Below are 26,424 nucleotides of genomic sequence, written 5' to 3' on the forward strand. Positions count from 1 at the left end.
ACTTTTCGGCTTACTGGCTGCTGCTTGTTTTGCAGTGCCGTTCAGCGAAGAATGCAATTATGGCACGGCTTTGAGCGAGTGCGCAAGTGCTTTTGCAAAAAAGTTGAAAAAGATGCGCGGGGCCTTCCTGATATGGGTGGTTGAGGGCGCGCGGCGCCCGGGGGCCCGGGGCGGCGGCGAGTGGGTGTCGAGGTAGTGACGAAGCGTTCGGTGCATCTTGCAAGACAATGAGTGCCTGGCCCGGGCAAGGTTCGGGTGTTCTGATCAGTGAGGTCTGTGTGCTGCCCCGTTTTCATATGGCGTCTTTGTCCCTGGCCCCTGGGGCGCAGGTGAACTTGTCTGAGGGCGCGGCGCGTCATGTGCAGGTATTGCGTCTGCAGCCAGGTGATACGGTGCGTCTGTTTGATGGTGCCGGGCGAGAGTGCCTGGCCACGGTGGTCGAGATGGGGCGCAAGTCGGTGAGCGTGGTGCTGGGCGATGCGGTGGAGGAGTCGCGGGAGTTGCCGGTGCGCGTCACGCTTGCCATGGGGATGCCAGCGAACGATCGGATGGATGCGCTGGTGGAGAAGGCTGCGGAGCTGGGCGTGTACGCAATTCAACCCTTGGTGTGTGCCCGCTCGGTGCTGCGCCTGGATGGGGAGCGTGCGGCGAAGAAGGTGGCGCACTGGCAAGCGGTGGCGGTGTCTGCCTGTGAGCAGAGCGGGCGGGCGGTGGTGCCCAAGGTGCATCCGGTGGCGAGCCTGCAGGGCTGGCTTCTGTCAGCGGGGAGCGACGCCGGGGCGGCGACCGTGATGCGGGGCGTGCTGAGTCTGCGCGAGGCGCTGTCGGTGCGGGCGTGGCTGGCGAACGCAGCACCTCAGGGTCTCAAGGGTGCACCGCAAGATTGGTGCTTTCTGAGTGGCCCGGAGGGGGGGCTGAGCGCCGAGGAGGAGGCGCTGGCTTTGTCGCAAGGCTGGTCGGCGGTGAGTCTGGGCAAGCGGGTGTTGCGCGCCGATACGGCGCCGCTGGCCATGCTCAGTGTGTTGGGTGCGCAGTTCGAGGACTGACGACGGTTGCCCGGCTGGCTGGCGGTGGTTGGCTTTGACGCTGCTTGCTGCTTTTCATTCAGTATCCCTGCGGCATGTGCATGTGGCTGTGCGGCTGACGACTGACCGCATCGGTCCCAGTGTGGCGTTGCCCGGTCACTTGATTGAACGCCTCAGCTTGAACACTGTCGGTGAATGCTGGGCACTCAGGATCGCCCTTGCGCGCCCCAGAAACAGGGGCATGCGGGCTGCCAGCCTGGCCCGGGGGGCCGTCCGTTGCAGCCTCGCCTGCGTCGAGCAATGATTCCTGAGCGATTAGCTCACAGCACCAGGCCCCGGGCTCGTGTGCTCGAGTGCCACCTGCACCCTTGCCCTCCCGGCATCAGATGAAGTCTGGCTTGGTCAGGTGTGGCCAGATCGGGTGGCCAATAACCGCCACCAGATTCAGTCGCCTTGCGAGGACGGTGGCGGTGCGTCGGCATCCGTCGGAGCGGTAGCGCGGGGTTTGTTGCTGCCGGCAACGAGGTCGAAGCGGAAGAGTCGGCACTCGATGGGGCCGTTGAACATGACGACGCGGCGGCTTTCCTTGAGGCGCATCGCGCTGGGCAGCTTCATGTCGGGGCTGAGAATCCAGGCGGTCCAGCCGGGATACTGTTTCTTCCAGTGGGAGGACAGGCGCTGGAAGAAGGTGGCGGCTTCATCGTCCTGGAATTGCTCGCGACCGGCGCGGGACGTCGGGGCGGGTTCACCCATCTCGTCGTCGGCTTCGGAGCGGGCGCGGTAGGCGTTGCGCACGGAGCCTTTGGTGTCGATGCGCTCACCGTAAGGCGGGTTGAACATGAGCACGCCGCGCTCGCAGGGCACGGGGCGCTGCAGGGAGTCGGCGGTTTTGAACTCGATGTACTGGCGCACGCCGGCCCGCTCGGCATTGCGGGTGGCAAAGTCGGTCATGCGGAAGGCGACGTCGCCAGCGTAGATGGGGACGCGGGGCGGGTGCTGGCGGTCGTGGGCGGCCTGCCGCAGGCGCTGCCAGTCGGCCTGATGAGCCCGGAAGGGCAGCAGGCGCTCGAAGGCGAAGCGACGCTGCAGACCGGGGGCGATGCCGCAGGCGATCTGGGCGGCTTCGATGGGGATGGTGCCGGCACCGCAGCAGGGGTCGAGCAAGGCGCCGTCTTCGGGACGGCCTTGCCAGTCGGCGGCGGCGAGCATGGCGGCGGCCAGGGTTTCTTTCAGCGGGGCCTCGCCGGTGTCTTCGCGCCAGCCGCGCTTGAAGAGCGCTTCGCCGGAGGTATCGACATAGAGGATGGCATCGAGGTCGTCAAGGTAGAGGACCAGGCCGAGGTCAGGGAAGCGGGTGTCGACGCTGGGGCGCTCGCCGGTGCGTTCGCGCAGGTCGTCGCAGACGGCATCTTTGACGCGCAGGCCGGCGAAGTTGAGGCTTTGGAGGTGGCTGCGGCGCGAGACGACGTCGACACGCAGGGTGTGCTGCGGGGTGATCCAGTCGGACCAGTTGACGCCACGGGCCATGACGTAGATGTCGTCTTCGTGGCGGTAGACGCGGGAGGCGACACGCCAGAGGACGCGCTGGGCCAGGCGGCTCTCGAGATTGAGGCGCATGGCGTAGTCGCGCAGGGTGTGCTGTCGCTCGGCGGCGGACGCGGTGGCAGGTGCGATCACCTCGATGCCGCCACGGGACTCGGTGATCTGTGCGGCGGCGCCCAGGATGCGACGGGCTTCAATGGCCAGCAGCGATTCGACGCCGGACGGGCAGGACAGGTAAAGGGCGGACGGGCGATCGGCGGCAAGCACGGGGCGTTGGCCGAAGTCACGCGACTCGGGGCGGGGGCCGGAGCGGACGGGGGCCGGTCGCGAAGAGGCACCCCACACGGCGCCGCCGGGAGAGGGGCCATGACGCCGATCATCGCCACCTCGCCAGGTGTCAGAGGCCGACCGAGACGCTGGGCGAGACCCGTGGCCTGAGTCAGAGCGGGCCGCGTCGCGTGTGTGCGGGTCACGTCCGCCGGGAGCGCGCCCGTATGAGGCACGTCCCTGTGCGCCACTTCCGTGCGCCTCACTGCCATGTGGATCGCGTCCCTGTGGTGAGCGGGTGGACGAAGGGGCGCGGTCGCGCGTCTCCCCCGAGGGGCGTCCGGTGGCCGGGGACACGACGGGGCGGCGGGGGGGCTTGATGGGCATGATGGGGTCGCAATGAAAAGAGAACGCGGTCAAGGGCGCAAGATGGCCAGCACGTCGGAGCGGAATTCTCGCCGATACAGGATCCAGAGGACAGCCAGGGTGCCCAGCGCAAAGGCCACCGGTGACACCAACCAGGCGATGACCGCAAAGGACATGTAGTAGGCCCGCAGGCCGTCGGCAAAGCTTTCGGCGGCCATGCCCATGAGTTTGCCGGCGCGGTCGCCGAACTCCTGGCGGTCGGCGCCGCCTTCGTTGAAGACGTCAACGTTGGGGGCGGCGCCCACCAGAATGGCGCCGAACGAGTAGACGCGCATGGACCAGGTGAAGCGGAAGAAGGCGTAGACGAAGACAGACAGCAGCACGATGAGCTTGATGTCGAGCACCAGCAAGGAAGTGCGCACGGCAAAGGGCAGGTCGCGAACGAACTCGCTGGCTTTCTCGGTGGTGCCGAGCACGGCCAGCAAGCCACCGATCACCAGGATGGTGGTGGAGGCCCAGAAGCTCGGGCTGCTGGCGAGGTTCTGGGTGATGGCGGCATCGACGATGCGCTGGTCGCGGTGGGTGACCTGGAGCATCCACAGGCGCCGGTAGTGGTTGGTGCTGGACAGCAGGGTGCGCTCGACGCGGGCGCGGCGGCTGGCAAATTGCGCGTAGCCGATCCAGCCGAACACGAACAGGGCCAGGGCGGCCCAGTCTTGCCAGGGCAGCATGGTGATCAGGTCTTGGAGGCGAAGCAACATGGACGAGCAATGAAAGACAGATCAGGGACACCGGTCGGGGTGGGCGGGTCGCGCCGGTCACCGGGGCGTGGCGCGGTCCCGTCCTCGCTCAGAGGGCCTTGCGCAGGTTCGCGGGGGCGATCTTGAGGGCTTCGCGGTACTTCGCCACGGTGCGGCGGGCAACCTGGATGCCCTGCTCTTCCAGCATGCTGGACAGCGCGCTGTCTGACAAGGGCTTCTTGGGGTCTTCGGCGGCGACGAGCTGCTTGATGAGCGCGCGCACCGCCGTGCTGGAGGCATTGCCGCCGGCTTCGGTGTTGAGCGAGGAGCCAAAAAAGTACTTGAGCTCGAAGGTGCCGAACGGCGTGTTCATGTACTTGGCCGTGGTCACGCGCGAGATGGTGGACTCGTGCAGGCCGAGTTCGTCGGCGATTTCGCGCAGCACCAGCGGCTTCATGGCGATTTCGCCATGGGTGAAGAAATTCTTTTGCCGGTCGACGATGGCCCGCGACACGCGCAAGATGGTGTCGAAGCGCTGCATGATGTTCTTGACGAACCAGCGGGCCTCTTGCAGGCGGGCGTTGAGGTTGGCGTGCCCCTCGCTGGCTGTGCCCCCACGCGGACCGCGACTGGAGCGCAGAGCCTGGGCGTAGTAGTCGTTGATGCGCAGCTTGGGCATGACGTCCGGGTTGAGGATGACCTTCCAGCTGCGCCCGGCCTTCTGCACGATGACGTCGGGGATGATGATGTTGGCCTCGGCGCGGGTGAAGGCGCGACCCGGCTTGGGCTCGAGCGAGACGATGAGGCTCTGGGCGTCTTTCAGCAAGGCCTCGTCGGCCCCGGTGGCGGCCATGAGCTTTTTGAAGTCGCGGCGGGCCAGCAGTTCGAGGTGCTCGCGGCAGATCGCCATGGCCACGTCACGCGCGGGCTCGGCGGGCATGCCCCGCAGTTGCAGCAACAGGCACTCGGACAGGTTGCGTGCGCCCACGCCCACGGGCTCAAGGTTCTGCAGCCAGCCCAGGGCACAGCGCAGACGCGAGAGCAACTCGTCGAGGGTGTCTTCGTCCGGCTCGTCGGGCAGGAGGCTGGCGGCGATGTCTTCGAGCGTGTCGGCCAGGTAGCCGTCCTCGTTGAGGGACTCGATGAGCATGTCGACCGCAGCCATGTCTTCGTCGCTCAGGCGGGTGCCCAGCAGTTGCTGCCTCAAGTGCTCCTGCAGGGTGATGGACAGGCTGTTGCGCTCGAGCGGGTCGAGCTCGTCGTCGCCCTGGCTTTGGCGCGCAGGGCTTTCACTGATGCCGTCGAAGTCGTCGCGCTCGGTGCCGTTTTCCCAGTCGTCGCGCTCGGTCGTGCCCATCTCGGCCGTGTCGATGCCGCTGGTGTCGGCCTCGGTGGGCGAGCTTTCGCGCTCGGCGCCGGCGTCTTCACTGCTGTTGTGTTCGTTGCGCTGACGCTCGAACTCCAGCGAGGCGGCCGTCTCCAACGGGGCGAAGTCGTCTTCGGGCTCCAGGAAAGGATTTTGTTCGAGCATCTGCTCGATTTCCTGGTGCAGCTCCAGGGTGGACAGCTGCAGGAGCCGGATGGACTGTTGCAGCTGAGGGGTCAGCGCCAGATGCTGAGACAGCCGAAACTGCAGGGAGGGCTTCATGGGCGCCGGTCGCTCACATGCGGAAGTGCTCGCCGAGGTAGACCTTACGGACCTCGGCGTTGTGGACGATGTCGGCCGGGCTACCCTCGGCAAGGACACTGCCTTCGCTGATGATGTAGGCGCGGTCGCAGATGCCCAGCGTTTCGCGGACGTTGTGGTCGGTGATGAGCACGCCGATGCCACGCGCCTTCAGGAAGCTGATGATGCGCTGGATCTCGATGACGGCGATCGGGTCGACGCCGGCAAAAGGCTCGTCGAGCAGGATGAAACGCGGCTGGGTGGCCAAGGCGCGGGCGATTTCCACACGGCGGCGCTCACCGCCGGACAGGGACAGCGCAGGGTTGGTGCGCAGCTTCTCGATGCTGAGCTCGTGCAGCAGGCCATCCAGGCGCTCCTGGATGACGGCCTTGCTCAGGCCTTTGCCGCGCTCGTCCACCTGCAGCTCCAGCACGGCGCGGATGTTGTCCTCGACATTGAGCTGGCGGAAGATGGAGGCTTCCTGCGGCAGGTAGCTCAGGCCCAGGCGGGCGCGCTGGTGGATGGGCAGGCGCTCGACGCGCTGGCCGTCGATGGTGATCTCGCCGGCATCGGCGGGCACGAGGCCCACGATCATGTAAAAGCTGGTGGTTTTGCCGGCGCCGTTGGGGCCCAGCAAGCCGACGACCTCGCCGGCGGCCACGGCCACATGCACATCGTGCACCACGGTGCGGGCACCGTAGCGCTTCTTGAGGTGCTCGGCGCGCAGTTCGCTGCGCGGAGGCGTAGCCAGCGGCGCGTTCATCAACGGGCGCCTTCGGTGCTGGGGGTCTCGGGCGTGGTGCGCGGGGTGATCACACCGCGAACGCGGCCGGTGGCCCCGCTGCTGCTGCCGCCACCCTGGACCTGGAAAACCGAAGTCTTGTTGTCGTAGACGATGACGGGCCCACTGACCTGATCGTTGACGGTGTTGCCCTGCAGGCGGCGCATGATGGCGCGCGAGGTGAAGCGGATGATTTCGGTGCGGCCGTCGTAGACGATGCGCTCGGCTTCGCCTTCGATGGACTCGTCCACCCCATCGCGTTTTTGCCGGAAGAAGGCGCGCCCACCCGGCCCACCGATGGCAGTGGCCGTCTGGCTGCCGTCGGGGTTCTGACGCACTTCCACACGGTCGGCGCGAACCACCATGGTGCCCTTGGTGATCTCGACGTTGCCGCTGAGGATGTTCAAGCGCTGGTTGTCTTCCACCCGGGCCGCATCGGCGGCGAAGTTGAGCGGTTGAAAACGGTCGGCCTTTTCCGCCACGGCCGGGGCGCACCACAGGACGCCACAGGCCAGCGCCAGCGCACCGGCAGTGCGGGCAAAACGGCACGTCAGGGAGGGGAAAAGTGGGTTCGTCATCATCGGCATGGAATTTGCAATGATTTTAGCCACGAACCAGGGGGAAATCGCGTCTGAAGCGCGATTTCCCTGCGCCTGCGCGCCTGTGTGCCGCCTCAACGGCCCTTGCGGGACTGGTTGATCAGGAAGTTGGTGGTCGCCAGGGTGCGCTCGTGGTTGCCATTGAGCGACACCGAGGTGAAATAGCGCCCGGCGATGCCCAGGGTGGGCACGCCGTCGATCTTGTAGGCCTCGGCCAGACTGCGGGCCTGCTTGCACTTGGTCTGCACGGCAAACGAGTTGAACATGGCCATGAACTTGTCCGCATCCACCCCGTGACGGGCGACGAAGGCCGCGATGGCTTCGGGCTTGTCCAGCGGCTGACCCTCGGCGTGGATGGCGCGGAAGACCTTGGCATGCAGGGTCGAGACCAGGCCCATGGCCTCCAGCGCGTAGAACAGGCGCTGGTGGTTGCCGAAGGGGTTTTCGCGGAAGGCCACCGGCACGCGGCGGAACACGACGTCGGCTGGGAGCTTGTCGGCCCAGGCGGCCAGCGAGGGCTCAAAGTTGTAGCAGTGGCCGCAGCCGTACCAGAAGAACTCGACGACCTCGACCTTACCGGCGGGCGCCGACACCGGCGCGGCCTGGGCCAGGCGCACGTAGTGCGTGCCTTCCACCGGGCCGCCTTGGGCCAGGGCCAGCCCGGGCAGGCCAACACTCAAACCCAATGCGCCCAGGGTATGGATCGAAAACTCGCGGCGATTCATCTAGCGTCCTTTCTGTCCGGCCCGAAGGCCACGGCAATCAACGAGGGCAGCGCCCCGGCTTACTTCTGGATGCGCACCAGGGCAGACTCCACCCCAGCGGCTTGCAGCTTGATGCGAACCTCTTCCGCCGCATCCTTTTGCGGGTACGGCCCCAGGCGCACCCGGAACATGGTGCGGCCGTTGACCTCACGCTCCTGGATGCGCGACTCCAAGCCCATGATGGCCAGCTTGGCGCGTTGCTGTTCGGCTTCGGCCTGACTGGCGTAGGCGCCGGCCTGCACTTGATAGCTCAACGCGTCAGCGGCCGGCGCGGTGGACACGGGGGCCGCCCCCGAGAGGATGGCGGCGGGATTGCGGGCGCTGGAGGCGGCGGCGCTGGCAGGCTTGGCCGCTGGGGCCGGCTTGGAGGCCACCGGAGCGGGTGCGGCGGCCGAGGCCGGCTCGGCGGAGATGACCGGGGCCTCGGTGGGTTCGGGCGAAGACGCCGACGACGGGGCCGAGGCGACCGGGACGGCCTTCGGCACGGCGGGGTTCTTGCCGTACAGCGGGCTGTTGGGGTCCCAGCTCTTGTTGTGCTCCATTTCGGCCGCGTCTTGCTCGGGGGTGCGCTGGGGCACCTTGTCGATGAAGGGCAGCGGCACCTTGGTGATGTAGACGGCCACCCCCAGCGCCAGCGCCAGCCCGATCAACAGGCCGACGATCATGCCGAGGAAAAAACCGCCGCGCTGAGCGGCACGTGGACTGGTCATGGGGAGGGATCCTCTCTGGGTCACCAGGGTGTTTACATCTTGTTGGGCGCGCTGACGCCCAACAAGGACAGACCGTTGCGCAGCACCTGCGCGGTCGCGCTCAGCAAAGCCACACGGGCACGGCTGAGTTCGACCTCGTCGACCAGGAAACGTTCCGCCGCGTAGTAGCTGTGGAAGGCACTGGCCAGGTCACGCAGGTAGAAGGCCACATCGTGCGGAGCCAGGCCCTGGGCGGCGGCCGTGAGCATGCCAGGGAATTCGGCCAGACGGGTCATCAGCGCCAGCTCGGTGTCGGCGGTGAGCAGGGCCAGGTTGGCGCCGGCCAGGGCGCTCACATCGCAGCCCTTCTCCGCGTACTGGGTGCGCACCGACTGAATGCGGGCGTGGGCGTACTGGACGTAGAACACGGGGTTCTCGTCGTTCTGTTTGAGGGCCAAGTCGACGTCGAAGGTGAATTCGGTGTCGGCCTTGCGGCTGATCAGGAAGAAGCGCACGGCGTCCTTGCTGGTCCACTCGATCAGGTCGCGCAGGGTGACGTAGCTGCCGGCGCGCTTGGAGATCTTGACCTCCTCGCCGTTCTTCATCACGGTGACCATCTTGTGCAGCACGTAGTCGGGCCAGCCCTGGGGGATGCCGACACCGGCGGCTTGCAGGCCGGCGCGCACGCGGGCGATGGTGCCGTGGTGGTCGGAGCCCTGGATGTTGACGACCTGCTCGAAACCGCGCTCCCACTTGGCGATGTGATAGGCCACATCGGGCACGAAGTAGGTGTAGCCGCCTTCGGACTTGCGCATCACGCGGTCCTTGTCGTCACCGTAGTCGGTCGAGCGCAGCCACAGGGCGCCGTCTTGTTCGTAGGTCTTGCCGGCGTCGACCAGTTTCTGCACGGTCTGCTCGACGCGGCCCGAGGTGTAGAGGCTGGATTCGAGGTAGTAGTTGTCGAAGCGGACGTCGAAGGCCTTGAGGTCCAGGTCCTGCTCGTGGCGCAGGTAGGCCACGGCGAACTGACGGATGCCGTCGAGGTCCTCGGGGTCGCCCGAGGCGGTGAACTCGCGGTCATCGGCCTTGACGGTCTTCTGGGCGAGGAAGTCGGCCGCGATGTCGGCGATGTAGTCGCCGTTGTAGGCCGACTCGGGCCAGTGCTCGTCACCGGGCTTGTAGCCCTTGATGCGCGCATGCGTGGACCAGGCCAGGGTGCTGATCTGCACGCCGGCGTCGTTGTAATAGAACTCGCGGGTGACCGACTGGCCTTGCGTTTCGAACAGGTTGCACAGGGCGTCGCCCAGTGCGCCCTGGCGGCCGTGGCCCACGTGCAGCGGGCCGGTGGGATTGGCCGAGACGAACTCGACGAGCACCTTGCGGCCGTTGGCGGGTTGCCAGCCGAACTTGTCGCCTTCGGTGAGCACATCGGTGACGATGGCCTGCTTGGCTTCGGGCAGGAGGCGCAGGTTGATGAAGCCGGGGCCGGCGATCTCGATGGGGAGCTTCACCCATTGCTGGACGGCCGGTTGGGCTTCCAGCGCGGCGACCAGGGCGGTGGCCAGCTCGCGGGGGTTCTTTTTGAGGGGCTTGGCCAGCTGCATGGCCGCGGTCACGGCCAGGTCGCCGTGGGCGGCCTGCTTGGGGGCCTCGAAAACCGGTGTGAAGGACGCGGCGGCGTCGGGCGCCACCTGGCGCAGGGCTTCACCCAGGGCAGAAAGAAGGGCACGCTTGGCTTGGATCATGGGCGAATTCTACGGGGGCGAACCGCCTTCCCGGGGGGATGCGATGATGTGCGAACAATTGCACACTCTGTTCGGGTCTTTTCGTGTGGTGAAGAGCGCCCGAACGTGGAAAGATGCAGACATGGCAGCAGTGGGTGAGCATGGGCGACCTGGACATTGACCTCAATAGCGGTTTGATCGGCAAATACCGGATCATCAATAGGCTGGGCGAAGGCGCCACCAGCGAGGTCTACCTATGCCGGGACGACTTCCATGACCGCGATGTCGCGATCAAGCGCGTGCGCTCGTCGGCACTGAGCGACGCGGTCGATGGGCCGGTGTACGCCCGCTTCTTCGCGGCCGAGGCCGCCCTGGTGGGTCGCCTGCAACACCCGAACGTGGTGCACATCTACGACGCGGTGCCCGACCCCACGTCACCCTATGTGGTGATGGAGTACGTGCCGGGCACGACGCTGCGCTCCTTCTGCCGTCCGGACCAGCTGCTGCCGCTGGAGCTGATCGTGGAAATCGGCTTCAAGTGCGCGATGGCGCTGGGCTATGTGTACCGCCAGGGTCTGATCCACCGGGACGTGAAGCCGGCCAACATCCTGGCCCTGGTCAACGATGCCGGGGCCGTGACGGACGTCAAGATCAGCGACTTTGGCAGTGTGCTGAACCTGACGGCCGAGTCCACCCAGATCCACCAGGTGGGCTCGCTGGCCTACATGGCACCCGAGCAGCTCGATGGCGAGGTGCCCGATTGCCGCGCCGACATCTATGGCCTGGGCGCCGTGCTGTATCACCTGATCGCGGGGCGTCCACCGTTCGAGGCATCGTCGCAGGCGGTGCTGATGAACCAGATTTACAACCAGGCGCCGGCACCCCTGTCGGGCCAGCGCTCGGGGGTGAATGCCGCGGTCGACCAGGTGGTGCTGAAGGCACTGGCCAAGGACCCGAAGGAGCGCTATCCGAACTGGGATGCGTTCGCCCAGGCGCTGTCGGGCCTGATCGCTGACCATCAGGTGCCGCGCGGCCACCTGCAGGGCGTGCTGGACTCGGAGCGTTTCAACCTGCTGCGCTCGCTGGACTTTTTCACGCAGTTTGGCGATGTGGAGCTGTGGGAAGTGGTGCACCGCGCGAAGTGGCAACGCTTCCCGTTTGGGCACGCGCTGTACCGCCGCGGCGAGGAAGGGCGTACCTTCCACATCATGGCGCAAGGCACGGTCGAGGTGTACCGCGACAACAAGCGCGTGGCCTTGCTGGGGGCCGGCACCTCGGTGGGCGAGATGGCCTACCTGGCGCCCAGCCCGGACCTGCGCCGCCACAGCACCGATGTGGTGGTGACCGAACCGGCCACGACGATTTCGTTCACCCCGGACGTGATGCTGCAGCTGAGCCCGACCTGTCGCCATTTGTTTGACGAGGCCTTCATCCGGGTGCTGGTGCGGCGTTTGCATGCGGCGCACGAGGCGCTGGCGCACCCGCGGCGCATCATGTGATGTGGCGACGGCGTCATCCTGCTGTCGCCTTGTGACGTTAGAGTGAGAGGCCGGCCGGGGGCTGCATCGTGTGGCACCGGGCGGGCCTTGCCTGACACTGGGTTTTCTTCTCCCTTCACTCTCACTTAGGAGTCTGACATGCGTACCCTGATTGCTTCCGTGACCCTGGCCCTGCTCTCCACCCTGGCCCACGCCGGCAATGCCGCGTGTGACGCCAAAGCCGCGGAGAAGAAACTGGCCGGTGCGGCCAAGACGAGCTTCTTGAAGAAGTGCGAAAAGGATGCGGGCGCGAGCTCGGCCAACGCGGTGTGCCTGACCAAGGCAGCCGACAAGAAGCTGGCGGGCGCGGCCAAGAACAGCTTCGTCAAGAAGTGCGAGAAAGACGCGGCCGCGGCCCCGCAATAAGCGACCAGGAGCGCAGGACCGCCTGGCGCGGCTCAGCGCATCCAGAAACCCCGGGCCAGCAGGCTGGCCGCCAGGGGGATCAGCACCATGAGGTGCGCCTGGATCATGATCAGGCGGCGCACCCGACGTACTTCGTCCGCGTCGGGCAGCGCGCCGTCGGCATCCACCTGTTTGACCCAGCGGCGAAACGCCAGGGTGGGCTGGATGGACAAGAGGCCGATGACCACGAAGAGCGTCAGCTTGAGGTGTAGCAAGGGCTGCTGCCAATACCAGCCCAGGCCCTTCATGCCCCACCAGGTGCGCGCCACCCCCGTGAGGAGCACGGCCAGCGCGGCCAGCAGGTAGATGACATCCACACGCGCCAGGCGACGCACCACCGCGGCATTGAGCCACTCGACCCGGCACAGGGCCGCTTCGCTGGTGATGAACACCACCACGCTGAGGATGGCGACAAAGTGGGCGTAGGCCAGCAGGGATTCGAGCAACATCGGTGAAGCAGCCGTGAGAGGCGCGCCAGGCGCGGGAGGAGGGATCAGACTGCAGCCATCATGCCCTGGGCGCCTGACCGCGTTGCCAATACCCCGGGTCGGCGTAGGCCTGCTTGATGAAGTCGATCCACAGGCGCAGGCGCAAAGGCAGGTGCTTGCGTTGGGCAAAGACCGCGTAGATGCCGTTGGGCGGTGCGGCGAACTCGTCGAGCACGCTGACCAGGCGGCCGGCGGCGATGTCGTGCTCCACCTCCCAGGTGCTGCGCCAGGCCAGACCCAGGCCCTGCAGGCACCATTCGTGCAGCACCTGACCGTCGCTGCAATCCAGCCGCGCGCCAGGGCGCAGGTAGGTGGCCGCGCCCTCGACCACGAAGGCCCAGCCGCGCGTCTGGCTGGCGTCGGAGCTGAGGGTGAGGCAGGCGTGGCGCATCAGCTCCGACGGGTGGCGGGGGGTGCCGGCGCGTTGCAGGTAGGCGGGCGTGGCCACGCACAGGCGCCGGTTGTCGGCCAGGCGCACGCTCACCAGGCTGGAGTCGGGCAGGTCGCCCACGCGGACGGCGCAGTCAAAGCCTTCGTTGACGAGGTCGACCACGCGGTCGGACAGGTTGAGCGAGAGGCTGACGTCGGGGTGCTGGTCGAGGAAGCCGGGCACCAGGGGGGCGACGTGGCGGCGCCCGAAACCGGCCGGCGCGGTGACGCGCAGGTGGCCGCTGGCCTTGACGCCACCGGCCGAGACGCTGGCCTCGGCGTTGTTGAAGTCGGTGATCAGGCGCTGACAGTCTTCGAGAAAGGCGCTACCCTCGTGGGTCAGACTGATGCGACGCGTGGTGCGCAGCAGGAGCTTGACCCCCAGGCGGGTCTCCAGGGCGTCCATGCGCCGTCCGATGATGGCGGGCGCCACGCCCTCGGCCTGGGCGGCAGCGGTAAGGCTGCCTTTGGTGGCCACGGCCACAAAGGTTTCGATCTGCTTCAAGCGGTCCATGTGTCGCACTCCAGCCCCGGATTCATGCACTCAGGTCATGAATCCATCACATTTGGGGGCGGTAATAGTCAGTGGAGTATCGAATAAACTGGCCTTCTTGCAAAGGGTGTGCCCCTGAACCTTGGGGCCCGCACTTGCTGTCCGATCATCTTTTTCCCATCTTGACGAGGTTTGCATGACCGCACGCACCACTGTCCACGGCCTTCAGGTCGCCACCGAGCTCTACCGTTTCATTGAAGACAAGGTGCTGCCAGGCACTGGCGTGGACAGCGCCAAGTTCTGGGCCGGCTTTGACGCCATCGTCAAGGACCTGGCACCCAAGAACGCCGCCCTGCTGGCCGAGCGTGACCGCATCCAGGCCGAGATGGACGCCTGGCACACCGCCCACCCCGGCCCGATCACGGACATGGCGGCGTACCGCGCCCATCTGGACAAGATCGGCTACACGGTGCCCGTGCCGGCTGACACCCAGATCACCACCACCAATGTGGACGCCGAGCTGGCCATCCTGGCCGGCCCGCAGCTGGTCGTGCCCATCCTGAACGCCCGCTATGCACTGAACGCGGCCAACGCCCGTTGGGGCAGCCTGTATGACGCCCTGTATGGCACCGATGCCATCAGCGACGAAGGCGGCGCCGAAAAGGGCAAGGGCTACAACCCGGTGCGTGGCGCCAAGGTCATCGCCTTCGCCCGCAACCTGCTGGACCAGTCTGCGCCTCTGGCTGGCGCCTCGCACACCGAAGCCGCCGGCTACCGCGTGGAAGGTGGCAAGCTGGTCGTCGCCTTGACCAACGGGTCGACCACCGGTCTGCAAGATCCCGCCAAGTTCGTGGGCTACCAGGGTGACGCGGCCGCTCCGACCAGCGTGCTGCTGGTCAACAACGGCCTGCACCTGGACATCCAGATCAACCGCAGCACCCCGATCGGCCAGTCTGACGCCGCCGGCGTGTCGGACGTGATCCTGGAATCGGCCGTCTCCACCATCATGGACCTGGAAGACTCGGTGGCCGCCGTGGACGCCGAAGACAAGATCCTGGGCTACAGCAACTGGCTGGGCATCCAGCTGGGCACGCTGGCCGAGTCCGTCGAGAAGAACGGCAAGACCTTCACCCGCACGCTCAACACCGACCGCGTCTACACCGGCGCCAACGGTGGCGAAGTCAAGCTGCACGGCCGCTCGCTGATGTTCGTGCGCAATGTGGGCCACCTGATGACCAACCCAGCCATCCTGTGGGGCGCCGAGGGCAAGGAAATCCCCGAAGGCATCCTGGACGCCGTGGTGACGACCACCATCGCCCTGCACGACCTGCAGCGCCATGGCCGCGATGGCATCGTCAACTCGCGCACCGGCTCGGTCTACATCGTCAAGCCCAAGATGCACGGCCCCGCTGAAGTGGCGTTTGCCGCCGAGCTGTTTGGTCGCGTGGAACAGGTGCTGGGCCTGGCGGACAGCACCGTCAAGCTGGGCATCATGGACGAAGAGCGCCGCACCAGCGCCAACCTGAAGGCCTGTATCGCCGCCGCCAAGAGCCGCGTGGCCTTCATCAACACCGGCTTCCTGGACCGCACCGGCGACGAGATGCACACCGCCATGCTGGCCGGCCCGATGATGCGCAAGGGCGACATCAAGAACAGCGCCTGGATTGCCGCTTACGAGCGTCGCAACGTGCTGATCGGCCTGGAGTGTGGCCTGAGCGGCAAGGCTCAGATCGGCAAGGGCATGTGGGCCATGCCCGACCTGATGGCCGGCATGCTGGAGCAGAAGATCGCTCACCCCAAGGCCGGCGCCAACACCGCCTGGGTGCCCTCGCCCACTGGCGCGACCCTGCACGCCACCCACTACCACCAGGTGAACGTGGCCCAGGTGCAAGCCGAAATCGCCGCGCTGAAGGAAGATCCGCAAGCGCTGATGGACAAGCTGCTGACCATCCCGGTTGCCGCTCAAGCCAATTGGTCCGACGCCGAGAAGCAGCAAGAGCTGGACAACAACATCCAGGGCATCCTGGGTTATGTGGTGCGCTGGATTGACCAGGGCGTGGGCTGCTCGAAGGTGCCCGACATCCATGACATCGGTCTGATGGAAGACCGCGCCACGCTGCGCATCTCCAGCCAGCACGTGGCCAACTGGCTGCACCATGGTGTGGTGACCGAAGCGCAAGTGCGCGAGACCTTCACCCGCATGGCCGCCATCGTGGACAAGCAGAACGCCGGTGACGCGCTGTATGAATCGTTGGTGGCGAACCCGAACGGCGCGGCCTTCCAGGCTGCACTGGATCTGGTGTTCAAGGGCAAGGAACAGCCTTCGGGCTACACCGAGCCGCTGCTGCACGCCTGGCGTCAGAAGAAGAAGGCACAGGGCTGATTGGCCCTGGCTTTAGCGTCCTGCTGATGTGACAACGGCGCCCTGCGGGGCGCCGTTTTTCATGGTGTCACGCCGGATGGACGACGTTGACACTGGCTCCATGTGTGAGCCCACGCCAACGCGCGCCACGCTCACTCGGCCAGAAATGCTTTCACGGCTGCGACCGTTTGCGCCGGGTCTTCTTCATGCGGAACATGCCCCAGCGCGTCGAACATCACGAGGCGGCTGCCGGCGATGTCGCGCTGGAAATGCAGCGCATTGTCGGGCGGGATCAGGCGGTCTTGTCCGCCCCAGAGTATGAGCGTGGGCTGGCGCACTTGCTTGATCTGTTCGGTGAACTCGCCGCTGGGGCTCTGGCGAAAGCGCTCGACCAGGGCGCCGCGGTTGCCGGCGCGCAAGGTGAGCTCCTGGTAACGGTCCACCAGTTCGGGCGTAACCTTGGACGGATCGCCGTAGACATTGCGCACGCTGGATTCGATCATGCTGCGCGGCAGAGTGTGCTCCATCATGGGCCGCAGGGCCGGGATCTGCGCGATCTTGAATCCGATGGGCATGGACGCCGGATCGAAGGGGGAGCCGGCGGCATCGACCAGCACCAGCTTGCTGACGCGTTGCGGGTGGTCGACGGCGATCTTCCAGGCCAGGTTGCCTCCGAAGGAGTTGCCCGCCAGCACGGCCTGTTGCACGCCCAACTGGTCGAGCAAGGCGATGACGAAGCTCACGTAGCGGGTGAGGCGGTAATCGCCATCGGGCATGGGGCCGGTGAGGCCGAAGCCGGGCAGGTCCATGCGGATGACGCGGCGCTCGCCTTTGAGTGCGTCGGCCCAGCCGTCCCACGTGTGCAGGCTGGCCGAGGTGCCGTGCAGCAGCACGATGGGCTGTGGGTCGGTGCGGGGGCCTTCGTCGCGCAGGTGCACCTGCATGCCTTGCAGCGGCACGAACTGCGAGGGCAGCGGGGCCCAGCGCGCGGTGAGGGTCTCGACCGGGCGATCGGGTGCCCAGCTCAGGGCCACGCCCACGCCCGTGAGGGCCACCAGCGCCAGCAGCACCCCGGCTGCGATCTTGCCTACACGCATGTCCTCGCTCCCCTTTTGTGGAGTGACCATCTTGGCATGCGTCACCGTCGGGCGCAGCCACCCACCGGCGGGCGATGCGGGTGCACCACGCGAATCAGGGGTGTTTGAGCGATCAGGTCAGCGATAGGTCAGAAGACCCGGCTCGCCGCCTTCCAGGTGGGCGTGCTCGTTGACCGACACCAGGTGCAGGCCATCGCGGCCGCTGACGATCTTGGTGATGCCGGTGTTGGCCAGGGTCCAGTTGATGGTGAAGGCCTGGGCGTCGCTCAGGCCCAGCAGGTGCGCGCACATCACGCTGATGGTGCCGCCCGAGGTGAAGACCACCGACTGCCCTTTCGGCGGCGTGGCCTGCACCAAGTCGTCCAGCGCCGTAACGCAGCGCAGCTTGAAGACGGACCAGGGCTCGGCGTACTCGTCGTCGTGGTTGCCGCCGACCCAGCGGCTCACGGCGTCCTGAAAGAACTTCTGGAAGGCGCGACGCGGATCCCCCCCGGCGGCCATGTCGGCCATCATCACGGCCTTGCGGGCGTAGCGCGGCTCGGCCACCTGGATGACGTTTTCGTGGTCGAACTCGTTGACGCCGGGCAGGGTCTGCACGGGCAGGGCTGGGCTCAGGCCCAGCGCGGCCAGGGCGCCGACAGCGGTTTCGCGGTGGCGCTGCATGCTGCCGCTGAACACGACATCGGGCTGCACGCCGCGCGCCCGCAGCGCCCGGCCGACCACGCCAGCCTGCTGATGGCCCAGCGGCGACAGCGCATCGTAGTTGTCACTGCCAAACGAGGCCTGGCCGTGGCGCACGAGGTAGATGGCGCCCATCTCAGTGCTTGACCCCGTACTTCTTCAATTCCAGGCGGGCGATCATGCCCTTGTGGACCTCGTCCGGGCCATCGGCCAAGCGCAGCGAGCGGGCCTGGTTGAAGAACATCGTCAACGGGGTGTCGTGCGAGACGCCAGCGCCGCCGTGGATCTGGATGGCGAAGTCGACGACGTTTTGCAGCATGGTCGGCGCGACCACCTTGATGGCCGACACGTCGGTCAGCGCGCTCATCACGCCCAGGGTGTCGATCTTCCAGGCGGCTTGCAGGGTCAGCAGGCGAGCCTGGTCGATGGCGACACGGCACTCGGCCAGGCGTTCGCGGTTGCCACCCAGGTCGATCAGAGGCTTGCGGAAGGCGGTGCGCTCCAGGCCGCGTTGGATCGCCAGTTCGAGCGATTTTTCGGCAGCGCCGATGCAGCGCATGCAGTGATGGATGCGGCCGGGGCCGAGGCGACCCTGGGCGATCTCGAAGCCCCGACCGGGGCCGGAGATGAAGTTGCCGATGGGCACGCGCACGTTGTGGAAGTGCACCTCGCCGTGGCCGTGGGGCTCGTCGTACTCGCCGAACACGGGCAGCATGCGCTTGATCTCGACGCCCGGGGTGTCCATGGGCACCAGCACCATGGAGTGCTGGTGGTGGCGGTCCTTGCTCTCGTCGGGCGTCAGGGCCATGAAGATGCCGATCTTGCAGCGCGGATCGCCCACGCCGGACGACCACCATTTCTTGCCGTTCAAGACGATGTGATCCCCGTCGATCACGGCGGTGGCGGCCATGTTGGTGGCGTCGGACGAGGCCACATCGGGCTCGGTCATGAAGAAGACGGAGCGGATCTCGCCGGCCAGCAGGGGCTTGAGCCATTTCTCCTTCTGCTCGGCGTTGCCGTACTTCCAGATCACCTCCATGTTGCCGGAGTCGGGCGCGTTGCAGTTGAAAATCTCTGGCGCCATCATGGAGCGGCCGGTCTGTTCGGCGCTGAAGGCGTAGTCGAGCACGCTCAGGCCGGCGCCCAGTTCGGCATCGGGCAGGAACAGGTTCCACAGGCCTTCTTCGCGGGCCTTGGCCTTGAGGGCCTCGACGCGCGGCGGGATCTGCCATTCGGTCCACTCGCCACCATGGCGGCGCTTGAGAATGCCGGACCAGTGCTCGGCCTCGATGGGCGCGATGTGGGTGTCGATGAAGGACCGCACACGTTGGGCGGTCTGGGCGGCGCGTTCACTGGGCTGGAAGTCCATGGACTGTGTCTCCTGAGGTCTGGGAAACGATGCTACGCCGCCCCAGGCTGTGCATCAAATGATGAATTTTCATCGCAAGTCATGCATTCAGCGCATGGCCTGGCAGGCGGCCTCGCCCACGCAGGTGCGCATCCAGCGGTGCACCGGGTCGCCTTCGCGGTCGGCGTGCCAGTACATCCAGATGCCCATGGGCGGGATGGGCGCCTGCAGTTCGCGCAGCACCAGCGGCAGACCGCGCGTCAGGCCTTCGGCGTAGGTGCGCGGCAAGGTCAGCAAGGCGCTGCTGTGGGCGACGACATTGGCGGCCGCAAAGTAATGCTGGCAGCGCAGGATGACCTCGCGCGGCCCCCGGCCCAGGCCCGCCCATACCGGTTGCAGCGGGTCGGGACGTTCGGGCTGCAGGGCCACCATCACGTGCTGGCAGGCAAAGTAGTCGTCCAGGCTGACGGGGCCGGCGGCCAATGGGTGGTCGACGTGCATCAGCACGGCCAGGGTCTCGTCGGCCAGGTGCTCGCCGCGGATGCGATCGCCCACCCGGCGCTGACGGTCGATCACCAGGTCCACCTCGCCCAGGGTGAGCGTGCGCTCCAGCGCGTCGCGGGGCACGCGCACGCTGGTCAGGTTCACGCGGGGGGCTTCCAGCGCCAGCCGCGCGATCAAAGGCGGCAAGGCGATGGCTTCGAGCACGTCGCGCATGCCTACGCGCAAGGTCATGTCCAGGGTAGCGGGCTCGAAGCTGTCGGCCTGGGCCATGAGGGATTGCAGGCCGCGCAGGTGGGCCTGCACCTCGCCGATCACGCGGCGCGTCAGCTCGGTGGGGACCATGCTGTTGCCCTGGCGCACGAACAAAGGATCGTCCCACAGGCGGCGCAGGCGGGCCAGCGCATGGCTGACCGCGGGCTGGCTCAGGTGCAGGTGGCGCGCCGCGCCCGAGATGCCGCCGTGCTCGTACACGGCGTCCATGACGCGAAAGAGGTTGAGATCGAGACGGGTGAAGGGGCTGGCCATGGGCGCCACCTTACACCGCCCCATCTTCTCGCTTGCCAGCCAGATGCCGGACTTTTTTGGTGCATCGCCACACCCGCAAGGCAGAACGGCGCGCGATAATGGCGCGATGGCCGATTTCATCGGCGCTTTGGAGCAATCACCTTGGACAGTCCCCATCGGTGACCGCCCACTCCAGCCACCTGGCCGCCCTCCCCGGATGAGGATGCGGCGTCGGGTGCGGCCCGTCGGGCTGCCTCAGGCAGCGTGCCGATGCGGGCCTCGCGGGAGGGGGCGGCAACCTTGACACCCCCTTTTCCCTCGACCTGTGAGCGTGCACGCCCTTGAGCGCCGTGCCGCCCCTGTGCTGGAGTACCCATGCTCAACGTGTTCACGCTGGCCAACGGCCGGCTGTTTCAGGAAGAAATCGACAGCCTCGACGGGCTGACCACCGCTCGTCCGGTCTGGGTCGACCTCGAAGACCCGTCACCGGAAGAAAAGAGCTGGATCGCCGTGAAGTTCGGCCTCGTGATCCCGGCCGACATCATCGACGAAGACCTGGAAGAATCGGCCCGTTTCTATGAAGAAGACGGTGCGATCCACATCCGTTCCGACTTTTTGATCGACGATGACGAAGCGCCGCGCAACGTCCGCGTGGCCTTCATCCTCCACGAGAACGTGCTGTTTTCGGTGCACCGCGAAGACCTGCCGGTGTTCCGCCTGCTGCGCATGCGCGCGCGCCGCATCCCCGCCCTGATCGAGGACGCCAAGGACGTGCTGCTCAAGCTGTACGACGCCGATGCCGAGTACTCGGCCGACACACTGGAAGGCATCTATGACGACCTGGAGAAGGTCAGCCGCCGGGTGCTGAAGGACGAGGTCAACGACCAGGCCGCCGGGGAAGCGCTGGCGGCGATTGCACGCCAGGAAGACTTGAATGGGCGCATCCGCCGCAATGTGATGGACACGCGCCGCGCGGTGAGCTTCATGATGCGCGCGCGCATGCTCAATGCCGACCAGTTCGAGGAGGCCCGCCAGATCCTGCGCGACATCGACTCGCTCGACAGCCACACGGCCTTCCTGTTCGACAAGATCAACTTCCTGATGGACGCCACGGTCGGTTTCATCAACATCAACCAGAACAAGATCATCAAGATCTTCTCGGTGGCCTCGGTGGCCTTGCTGCCGCCCACGCTGATTGCCAGCATCTACGGCATGAACTTCCAGTACATGCCCGAGCTGAGCCTGAAATGGGGCTATCCCCTGGCGCTGGGGCTCATGCTGCTGTCCATCGTGACGCCGTTCTGGTTCTTCCGTCGCAAAGGCTGGTTGAAGTAAGGTGCATCGGCTGGGACTGCCGCCCCTGCCCGCGGGCCTGTGGCGGGTGATGATGGGCACCGCCCTGGTGGTGCTGAGTTTCAGCCTGCTCAACCCGGTGCTGGCCGTGCGCCTGCAGACCGCGGGCGTCAGCAACACGGCCATCGGCGGTTTTGCCATGCTCTCGTTCCTGAGCGTGGCGCTGCTGATCCCGGTGGTGCCCCACCTGTTTGCCAAGGTGGGGGTGGGCCGGGCCTACCGCCTGGGCCTGGGTCTGGAGCTGATCGCCTGCCTGGGCTATCTGCTGACCGACAGCTACGCGCTGTGGTGCGCCTTGGGCCTGATGAGCGGGGTGGGTGCCGCGGCGGCCTGGAACGCCACCGAGGCGCTGATTGCGCACAACGTGCCGGCCACACACCGGGGGCGCCTGACCGGGTTTTACCAGGCCATTCTGGGCGCGGGCATGGCCATCGGCCCTTTCCTGCCGGGGCTGCTGGGCCTGGGCCCGCTGCAGGCCAATGGCGTGGCCGCCGCCGGCCTGGCGCTGGGCCTGAGCCTGACGCTGGTGCCGGCCGTGAGCCACCTGAAGGCCATGCACGAGGATCGCGAGCCCATGAGCCTGCTGGCCGCATGGCGCTTTCGGCCCGTTCTGGTGTGGGCCGCCGTGGTCGGCGGGGTGTTCGAGGTGGGGCTGGGCACCATCACCTCTGCCTATGGCTCCGAAATCGGACTGAACCTGGCCGCAGCCACCTCGATCGCCGGGGCGCTGGGCATGGGCAGCTTTGCGCTGCAGTACCCGCTGGGCTGGCTGGCCGACCATGTGGCTTCGCGCCGCCTGTTTGCCATCGGCTCGGGCGTGTTGGCGCTCAGCGGCGTGGCCTTTGCCTTCGCCACCCAGTGGCCCGCGCTGATCTGGGTGTGTGCCGCCTTGTGGGGCGCGGTGGGCGGAGCGCTCTACACCCTGAGCATGATCCGCGTGGCCCATGACTTTGCCGACTCCTCGGCGCTGGCGGGCACCTCCGCCATGATCGCCGGCTACACCGTGGGCGGCTCGCTGGGCCCGCTGGTGAGCGGCTGGGCCTTTGACCACGTCGGCGTGATGGGTCAAGGGGCCTGGCTCACCCTGCTGGCGATCAGCCTGCTGTGGCTGCAGGGGCGCTCAGCCCCTCAGGATTGACGACCCGCCGCGCCCGCCGCACGATCCGCTTAACGCGAACCATTCCGCACCGCCGACGCCACCGCCACCTCGCGGGTTTGAACCTAGGGTTTTCCTTGATCTGCCGCAATCATTTGCTAACTATACTGATCGTCAGCATGCTGATTATCAACGTCAGCGCAATGAGGAGTGCACATGAACGACAAGGTTTCGAATCTCCCCGTCCTGGTGGCGGGTGGTGGCATCGGCGGCCTGGCGGCCGCTTTGGCGCTGGTGCGCCAGGGTTTCCAGGTGCAGGTGTTCGAACAGGCACCTGAAATCGGCGAAATCGGCGCCGGCATTCAGCTCGGCCCCAACGCCTTCCACGCGCTCGACGCGCTGGGCGTGGGCGAGAAGGCCCGTTCGCGTGCCGTCTTCACCGACTACATGGTGATGCACGACGCCGTGGACGCCAAGCTGATCGGCAAGATCCCCACCGACGAGCACTTCCGCAAGCGCTTTGGCAACCCCTACGCCGTGATCCACCGCGTGGACATCCACCTGTCGCTGCTCGAAGGCGCCAAGGAGACCGGCCGCGTCGAGTTCTTCACCAACACCCGCATCGAACAGGTCGAGCAGGACGCCAACGGCGTCACCGTGACCGACCAGAACGGCAAGCAGTGGAAGGGCGTGGCCCTGATCGGTGCCGATGGCGTCAAGTCGGTGGTGCGCGCCAAGTACGTCAACGACCCGGCCCGCGTGACCGGACACGTGGTCTACCGTGCCGTGGTCGACAAGAGCGAGTTCCCCGACGATCTGAAGTGGAACGCCGCCAGCCTGTGGGCCGGCCCGAACTGCCACCTGGTGCACTACCCGTTGCGCGGCGGCGAGCAGTACAACATCGTCGTGACCTTCCACAGCCGTGAGCAGGAAGAGTGGGGCGTCAAGGACGGCAGCAAGGCCGAAGTGGAAAGCTACTTCCAGGGCATCGATCCCAAGGCCCGTCAGCTGATTGAGCTGCCCAAGACCTGGAAGCGCTGGGCCACCGCCGACCGCGAACCCATCCCGCAGTGGACCTTTGGCCGCGCCACCTTGCTGGGCGACGCTGCGCACCCCACCACGCAGTACATGGCCCAAGGCGCCTGCATGGCTCTGGAAGATGCCGTCACGCTGGGCGAGGCCCTGCGCGTGCACAACCAGGACTGGGACGCCGCCTTGGACCACTACCAGCGCTCGCGTATCCCGCGCACCGGCCGCATCGTGCTGTCGGGCCGCGAGATGGGCCGCTTGTACCACGCCAAGGGGGTGGAACGCCTGATCCGCAATGACCTGTGGAAGGGCCGCACGCCCGAGCGTTTCTACGACGCCATCGAGTGGCTGTACGGCTGGAATGTCACCAACTGCCTGGCCCAGGACTGAACTTCACAAGGATCCCTCATGCAAAGCCATGATCGTTTTGACACCCTGGGCCGCCTGGAAGACCTGCCCCAGGACTACCGCGACACCCTGACCCAGCAGAACCTGGTGCCCCTGTGGCCCAGTCTGCGCGCCGTGTTGCCGCCCGAAGTGCCGGCCCGCAAGACCCAGCCGACCCACTGGCCGTATGCCACGCTGCGCCCCCTGCTGATCCAGGCCGGCGAGCTGACCCCGATTGAAAAGGCCGAGCGCCGCGTGCTCGTGCTGGCCAACCCCGGCCACGGTCTGGAAAAGATGCAGGCCAGCGCCGCCATGTACCTGGGCATGCAGTTGCTGCTGCCCGGTGAACTGGCTCCGGCCCACCGCCACACCCCCAATGCGATCCGCATGGTCGTGGAAGGCGAAGGCGCCTGGACCCTGGTCGATGGCGAAAAGTGCCCGATGAGCCGCGGGGACCTGATCCTCACCCCCACCGGCCTGTGGCACGAGCACGGCCACGACGGCGATCAGCCCGTCGTGTGGCTGGACGTGCTGGACCTGCCCCTGGTCTACTACACGGAAACGTCCTACCACCTGGAAGGCCCGAGCCAGTCCGTCAAGCAAGGTGAAGGCGTCAAGGCCTTCGGCCGTGGCGGCGTGGCCCCCACCACCGTGTTCGAGCGCAGCCACAAGGCTTACCCGATGCTGCGTTACCCCTGGGCCGACGCCCGCGCCGCGCTGGTGTCGATCGCCGACAACGAGCCCGAGGCCGAGTGCGTGCAGGTCACCTACGTGAACCCGGTCACCGGCGACGATGTGCAGAACATCCTGGGCTTCTACGCCCTGATGCTGCGCCCCGGCCAGAGCCTGCGCCTGCCGGCGCGCTCGCCCGCACAGGTCTTCCACCAGATCGAAGGCAGCGCCGACGTGCAGATCGAAGCCACTTCGTTCACACTGGCCGAAGCCGACACCTGCTGCGCCCCGGGCTACACCGCGGTGACCTTGAAGAACCGCTCCGCCAGCGAGCCGGCCTTCCTCTTCGTGGCCGACGAAGCCCCGCTGCACCGCAAGCTGGGCGTGTACGAAAACCGCGGCTGAAACGACACCCGTTTCGCCACCTGAACCACCGGGCCGGGGTCGCTGCACAGCCACCCCGGTCCATGCATGAAAGGCACACCATGACCCAATACCTGTTCAACCCGCCCGCCGTTCAGTCCCTGCCCATCCGCGGCAAACAAGAGCAATTCCCGATCAACCGCCTGTTCTTCGTCGGCCGCAACTACCATGCGCACGCCGTCGAAATGGGCCGCCCGGTCGACAAGTCGGTCGAGCGCCCCTTCTACTTCACCAAGTCGCGCGACACCCTCGTGCTGAGCGGTGCCACCGTGGCCTACCCGCCCGAAACCAAGAACTACCACTTCGAGATGGAACTGGTCGTCGCCATCGGCGCCGAAGGCTTCCGCGTCTCGCAAGCAGATGCTCACAAGGTCATCTACGGCTACGCCGCCGGCCTGGACATGACCCGTCGTGACATCCAGCTGGTCGCCCGCGACAAGGGCCGTCCCTGGGACCTGGGCAAGGACGTCGAACAATCGTCCGTCTGCACCGAGATCGTCCCGATGGAAGGCGTGGTCATCGAGAAGGCCGACATCGCCCTGCAGGTCAACGGTGACACCAAGCAGCACTCCAACGTGGACAAGCTGATCTGGAACATCCGCGAAATCATCGCCGACCTGTCGCAGTTCTATCACCTGCAACCGGGCGACCTGATCTACACCGGCACCCCGGAAGGTGTGGGCGCCGTTGTGCCTGGCGACAAGATCACCGGTCAGGTCGAAGGCGTGGCCGAAGTCGCCCTGACGGTGGGCGCGCCCGAATAAGCCCGACAGGAGCCCTCTCATGAAGCTCTACAACTTCTTTCGCAGCGGCACCTCGCACCGCCTGCGCATTGCCCTGAACCTCAAGGGGCTGGCCACGACGTACGTCCCCGTGGACCTGCGCACCGAACAGCACCTGAAAGACGAGTTTAAGGCCATCAACCCGCAAGGGCTGGTGCCTGCGCTGGAGGTCGATGGTCAGGTCCTGATCCAGTCGCCCGCCATCATCGAGTGGCTGGAGGAAACGCACCCGACGCCCGCGCTGCTGCCCGCCGGGGCGACCGAGCGTGCCCGCGTGCGCGCCCTGGCCGCCATCGTCGGCTGCGACATCCACCCGATCAACAACCGTCGCATCCTCGAGTACATCCGCAAGGAACTCGGCGCCAACGATGACGCCGTGAACGCCTGGAGCGGCACCTGGATCACCGCCGGCTTTGATGCCTATGAGGCCCTCCTCGCCGCCGACACCCAGCGCGGCGAGTTCAGCTTCGGCCACACGCCGACGCTGGCCGACGTGTACCTCATCCCCCAGGTGGAAAGTGCCCGTCGCTTCAAGGTGGACCTCAGCCGTTGGCCGCTGATCAGCGCCATCGATGCGGCCTGTGCCAAGCTGGACGCCTTCCGTCTGGCCGCACCCGGTCAGCAGCCCGACGCGGCCTGATCGCCACCTCTCTCTCGTTACGCTCGTTTC

25 protein-coding genes are annotated in these 26,424 nt (G+C 66.6%); 11 read left to right on the forward strand and 14 right to left on the reverse strand.

Annotated elements, in window-relative coordinates; genetic code table 11:
* Together AC3WW4_RS00190 and AC3WW4_RS00195 are read left to right on the forward strand one after the other, a co-directional pair.
* A partial coding sequence (locus AC3WW4_RS00190) for a hypothetical protein (protein ID WP_488826334.1) occupies window positions 1–196 on the forward strand: 196 nt, incomplete at its 5' end.
* A gap of 85 nt (window positions 197–281) precedes the next feature.
* Window positions 282–1,046 carry a 16S rRNA (uracil(1498)-N(3))-methyltransferase gene (locus tag AC3WW4_RS00195; RefSeq protein WP_488829667.1) on the forward strand — a complete coding sequence of 255 codons (765 nt, stop codon included), beginning with the start codon at window positions 282–284 and terminating at the stop codon, window positions 1,044–1,046.
* A 423-nt stretch (window positions 1,047–1,469) separates the two neighbouring features.
* Here the strand turns inward: AC3WW4_RS00195 and AC3WW4_RS00200 are convergent, their stop codons facing one another.
* From AC3WW4_RS00200 to argS, 8 genes are all read right to left on the reverse strand, one after another.
* Complete coding sequence (locus tag AC3WW4_RS00200; RefSeq protein WP_488829668.1) at window positions 1,470–2,834, reverse strand: THUMP domain-containing class I SAM-dependent RNA methyltransferase; 1,365 nt, start codon at window positions 2,832–2,834, stop codon at window positions 1,470–1,472.
* A 416-nt stretch (window positions 2,835–3,250) separates the two neighbouring features.
* On the reverse strand, window positions 3,251–3,961 hold the full coding sequence (locus AC3WW4_RS00205) for a DUF599 domain-containing protein (RefSeq protein ID WP_488826335.1): 711 nt from the start codon (window positions 3,959–3,961) through the stop codon (window positions 3,251–3,253).
* Window positions 3,962–4,049: 88 nt separating this feature from the next.
* Complete coding sequence (locus tag AC3WW4_RS00210) at window positions 4,050–5,588, reverse strand: RNA polymerase factor sigma-54 (protein WP_488826336.1); 1,539 nt, start codon at window positions 5,586–5,588, stop codon at window positions 4,050–4,052.
* Window positions 5,589–5,601: 13 nt separating this feature from the next.
* Window positions 5,602–6,369 carry an LPS export ABC transporter ATP-binding protein gene (lptB, locus tag AC3WW4_RS00215; RefSeq protein WP_488826337.1) on the reverse strand — a complete coding sequence of 256 codons (768 nt, stop codon included), beginning with the start codon at window positions 6,367–6,369 and terminating at the stop codon, window positions 5,602–5,604.
* Window positions 6,369–6,974 carry a lipopolysaccharide transport periplasmic protein LptA gene (gene lptA, locus AC3WW4_RS00220; RefSeq protein WP_488826338.1) on the reverse strand — a complete coding sequence of 202 codons (606 nt, stop codon included), beginning with the start codon at window positions 6,972–6,974 and terminating at the stop codon, window positions 6,369–6,371. Before lptA ends, lptB begins: the two co-directional genes overlap by 1 nt.
* A gap of 86 nt (window positions 6,975–7,060) precedes the next feature.
* Complete coding sequence (locus AC3WW4_RS00225) at window positions 7,061–7,711, reverse strand: thiol:disulfide interchange protein DsbA/DsbL (protein ID WP_488826339.1); 651 nt, start codon at window positions 7,709–7,711, stop codon at window positions 7,061–7,063.
* Between the two features lie 59 nt (window positions 7,712–7,770).
* The gene (locus AC3WW4_RS00230; protein WP_488826340.1) at window positions 7,771–8,460 is read right to left on the reverse strand and encodes an SPOR domain-containing protein; all 690 of its coding nucleotides are present in this window, start codon (window positions 8,458–8,460) and stop codon (window positions 7,771–7,773) included.
* Window positions 8,461–8,492: 32 nt separating this feature from the next.
* Complete coding sequence (argS, locus tag AC3WW4_RS00235) at window positions 8,493–10,184, reverse strand: arginine--tRNA ligase (RefSeq protein ID WP_488826341.1); 1,692 nt, start codon at window positions 10,182–10,184, stop codon at window positions 8,493–8,495.
* Window positions 10,185–10,297: 113 nt separating this feature from the next.
* Between argS and AC3WW4_RS00240 the strand changes: the two genes are divergently transcribed.
* Together AC3WW4_RS00240 and AC3WW4_RS00245 are read left to right on the forward strand one after the other, a co-directional pair.
* Window positions 10,298–11,662: a protein kinase domain-containing protein gene (locus tag AC3WW4_RS00240; RefSeq protein ID WP_488826342.1), complete on the forward strand. Its 1,365-nt coding sequence runs from the start codon at window positions 10,298–10,300 to the stop codon at window positions 11,660–11,662.
* A 138-nt stretch (window positions 11,663–11,800) separates the two neighbouring features.
* Window positions 11,801–12,067 carry a hypothetical protein gene (locus AC3WW4_RS00245; RefSeq protein ID WP_488826343.1) on the forward strand — a complete coding sequence of 89 codons (267 nt, stop codon included), beginning with the start codon at window positions 11,801–11,803 and terminating at the stop codon, window positions 12,065–12,067.
* Between the two features lie 32 nt (window positions 12,068–12,099).
* Here the strand turns inward: AC3WW4_RS00245 and AC3WW4_RS00250 are convergent, their stop codons facing one another.
* Both AC3WW4_RS00250 and AC3WW4_RS00255 read right to left on the reverse strand, forming a co-directional pair.
* Window positions 12,100–12,555, reverse strand: a complete 456-nt coding sequence (locus tag AC3WW4_RS00250; RefSeq protein WP_488826344.1) for a DUF2214 family protein — start codon at window positions 12,553–12,555, stop codon at window positions 12,100–12,102.
* A 58-nt stretch (window positions 12,556–12,613) separates the two neighbouring features.
* Complete coding sequence (locus AC3WW4_RS00255) at window positions 12,614–13,537, reverse strand: LysR family transcriptional regulator (protein WP_488826345.1); 924 nt, start codon at window positions 13,535–13,537, stop codon at window positions 12,614–12,616.
* A 175-nt stretch (window positions 13,538–13,712) separates the two neighbouring features.
* Here AC3WW4_RS00255 and AC3WW4_RS00260 point away from each other — a divergent pair, with 175 nt between their 5' ends.
* Window positions 13,713–15,899 (forward strand): malate synthase G, encoded by a 2,187-nt coding sequence (locus AC3WW4_RS00260; RefSeq protein WP_488826346.1) that lies wholly within the window; start codon window positions 13,713–13,715, stop codon window positions 15,897–15,899.
* Between the two features lie 131 nt (window positions 15,900–16,030).
* Here the strand turns inward: AC3WW4_RS00260 and AC3WW4_RS00265 are convergent, their stop codons facing one another.
* The 4 genes from AC3WW4_RS00265 to AC3WW4_RS00280 all read right to left on the reverse strand — a co-directional run bounded on the left by AC3WW4_RS00265 (window position 16,031) and on the right by AC3WW4_RS00280 (window position 20,033).
* On the reverse strand, window positions 16,031–16,975 hold the full coding sequence (locus tag AC3WW4_RS00265; protein WP_488826347.1) for an alpha/beta fold hydrolase: 945 nt from the start codon (window positions 16,973–16,975) through the stop codon (window positions 16,031–16,033).
* A 117-nt stretch (window positions 16,976–17,092) separates the two neighbouring features.
* Window positions 17,093–17,791, reverse strand: a complete 699-nt coding sequence (locus tag AC3WW4_RS00270; RefSeq protein WP_488826348.1) for a histidine phosphatase family protein — start codon at window positions 17,789–17,791, stop codon at window positions 17,093–17,095.
* Between the two features lies 1 nt (window position 17,792).
* A complete protein-coding gene (locus tag AC3WW4_RS00275; RefSeq protein ID WP_488826349.1) occupies window positions 17,793–19,025 on the reverse strand; it encodes an acyl-CoA dehydrogenase family protein in 1,233 nt (410 codons plus the stop codon).
* Window positions 19,026–19,112: 87 nt separating this feature from the next.
* Window positions 19,113–20,033 carry a LysR family transcriptional regulator gene (locus AC3WW4_RS00280; RefSeq protein WP_488826350.1) on the reverse strand — a complete coding sequence of 307 codons (921 nt, stop codon included), beginning with the start codon at window positions 20,031–20,033 and terminating at the stop codon, window positions 19,113–19,115.
* A gap of 354 nt (window positions 20,034–20,387) precedes the next feature.
* On the opposite strand from AC3WW4_RS00280, the gene corA reads away from it, so the two are divergent.
* The 6 genes from corA (at window position 20,388) to maiA (ending at window position 26,394) form a co-directional block, all read left to right on the forward strand.
* Window positions 20,388–21,347: a magnesium/cobalt transporter CorA gene (gene corA, locus AC3WW4_RS00285; protein WP_488826351.1), complete on the forward strand. Its 960-nt coding sequence runs from the start codon at window positions 20,388–20,390 to the stop codon at window positions 21,345–21,347.
* A 1-nt stretch (window position 21,348) separates the two neighbouring features.
* Window positions 21,349–22,503 (forward strand): MFS transporter, encoded by a 1,155-nt coding sequence (locus tag AC3WW4_RS00290; RefSeq protein ID WP_488826352.1) that lies wholly within the window; start codon window positions 21,349–21,351, stop codon window positions 22,501–22,503.
* Between the two features lie 174 nt (window positions 22,504–22,677).
* Window positions 22,678–23,880: a 3-hydroxybenzoate 6-monooxygenase gene (locus tag AC3WW4_RS00295; protein ID WP_488826353.1), complete on the forward strand. Its 1,203-nt coding sequence runs from the start codon at window positions 22,678–22,680 to the stop codon at window positions 23,878–23,880.
* Between the two features lie 18 nt (window positions 23,881–23,898).
* Window positions 23,899–24,954 carry a cupin domain-containing protein gene (locus tag AC3WW4_RS00300; protein ID WP_488826354.1) on the forward strand — a complete coding sequence of 352 codons (1,056 nt, stop codon included), beginning with the start codon at window positions 23,899–23,901 and terminating at the stop codon, window positions 24,952–24,954.
* Window positions 24,955–25,034: 80 nt separating this feature from the next.
* Entirely contained in the window at window positions 25,035–25,736 is a 702-nt protein-coding gene (locus AC3WW4_RS00305; RefSeq protein ID WP_488826355.1) for a fumarylacetoacetate hydrolase family protein, read from the forward strand.
* 19 nt (window positions 25,737–25,755) lie between these two features.
* Window positions 25,756–26,394 carry a maleylacetoacetate isomerase gene (gene maiA, locus AC3WW4_RS00310; protein ID WP_488826356.1) on the forward strand — a complete coding sequence of 213 codons (639 nt, stop codon included), beginning with the start codon at window positions 25,756–25,758 and terminating at the stop codon, window positions 26,392–26,394.
* The last annotated feature ends 30 nt before the right edge of the window (window positions 26,395–26,424 follow it).

The sequence above is a fragment of the Aquabacterium sp. TM01 genome (genome assembly GCF_057808345.1).

Excerpts from the sequence above, each read along its gene's own strand:
- AC3WW4_RS00255 (WP_488826345.1), bottom strand. The coding sequence starts at position 13,537 with ATGGACCGCTTGAAGCAGATCGAAACCTTTGTGGCCGTGGCCACCAAA.
- AC3WW4_RS00225 (WP_488826339.1), bottom strand. The coding sequence starts at position 7,711 with ATGAATCGCCGCGAGTTTTCGATCCATACCCTGGGCGCATTGGGTTTG.
- maiA (WP_488826356.1), top strand. The coding sequence starts at position 25,756 with ATGAAGCTCTACAACTTCTTTCGCAGCGGCACCTCGCACCGCCTGCGC.
- lptA (WP_488826338.1), bottom strand. The coding sequence starts at position 6,974 with ATGCCGATGATGACGAACCCACTTTTCCCCTCCCTGACGTGCCGTTTT.
- AC3WW4_RS00205 (WP_488826335.1), bottom strand. The coding sequence starts at position 3,961 with ATGTTGCTTCGCCTCCAAGACCTGATCACCATGCTGCCCTGGCAAGAC.
- AC3WW4_RS00305 (WP_488826355.1), top strand. The coding sequence starts at position 25,035 with ATGACCCAATACCTGTTCAACCCGCCCGCCGTTCAGTCCCTGCCCATC.
- AC3WW4_RS00265 (WP_488826347.1), bottom strand. The coding sequence starts at position 16,975 with ATGCGTGTAGGCAAGATCGCAGCCGGGGTGCTGCTGGCGCTGGTGGCC.
- AC3WW4_RS00280 (WP_488826350.1), bottom strand. The coding sequence starts at position 20,033 with ATGGCCAGCCCCTTCACCCGTCTCGATCTCAACCTCTTTCGCGTCATG.
- AC3WW4_RS00260 (WP_488826346.1), top strand. The coding sequence starts at position 13,713 with ATGACCGCACGCACCACTGTCCACGGCCTTCAGGTCGCCACCGAGCTC.
- AC3WW4_RS00250 (WP_488826344.1), bottom strand. The coding sequence starts at position 12,555 with ATGTTGCTCGAATCCCTGCTGGCCTACGCCCACTTTGTCGCCATCCTC.
- argS (WP_488826341.1), bottom strand. The coding sequence starts at position 10,184 with ATGATCCAAGCCAAGCGTGCCCTTCTTTCTGCCCTGGGTGAAGCCCTG.
- AC3WW4_RS00245 (WP_488826343.1), top strand. The coding sequence starts at position 11,801 with ATGCGTACCCTGATTGCTTCCGTGACCCTGGCCCTGCTCTCCACCCTG.
- corA (WP_488826351.1), top strand. The coding sequence starts at position 20,388 with ATGCTCAACGTGTTCACGCTGGCCAACGGCCGGCTGTTTCAGGAAGAA.
- lptB (WP_488826337.1), bottom strand. The coding sequence starts at position 6,369 with ATGAACGCGCCGCTGGCTACGCCTCCGCGCAGCGAACTGCGCGCCGAG.
- AC3WW4_RS00275 (WP_488826349.1), bottom strand. The coding sequence starts at position 19,025 with ATGGACTTCCAGCCCAGTGAACGCGCCGCCCAGACCGCCCAACGTGTG.
- AC3WW4_RS00270 (WP_488826348.1), bottom strand. The coding sequence starts at position 17,791 with ATGGGCGCCATCTACCTCGTGCGCCACGGCCAGGCCTCGTTTGGCAGT.
- AC3WW4_RS00230 (WP_488826340.1), bottom strand. The coding sequence starts at position 8,460 with ATGACCAGTCCACGTGCCGCTCAGCGCGGCGGTTTTTTCCTCGGCATG.
- AC3WW4_RS00295 (WP_488826353.1), top strand. The coding sequence starts at position 22,678 with ATGAACGACAAGGTTTCGAATCTCCCCGTCCTGGTGGCGGGTGGTGGC.
- AC3WW4_RS00210 (WP_488826336.1), bottom strand. The coding sequence starts at position 5,588 with ATGAAGCCCTCCCTGCAGTTTCGGCTGTCTCAGCATCTGGCGCTGACC.
- AC3WW4_RS00240 (WP_488826342.1), top strand. The coding sequence starts at position 10,298 with ATGCAGACATGGCAGCAGTGGGTGAGCATGGGCGACCTGGACATTGAC.
- AC3WW4_RS00300 (WP_488826354.1), top strand. The coding sequence starts at position 23,899 with ATGCAAAGCCATGATCGTTTTGACACCCTGGGCCGCCTGGAAGACCTG.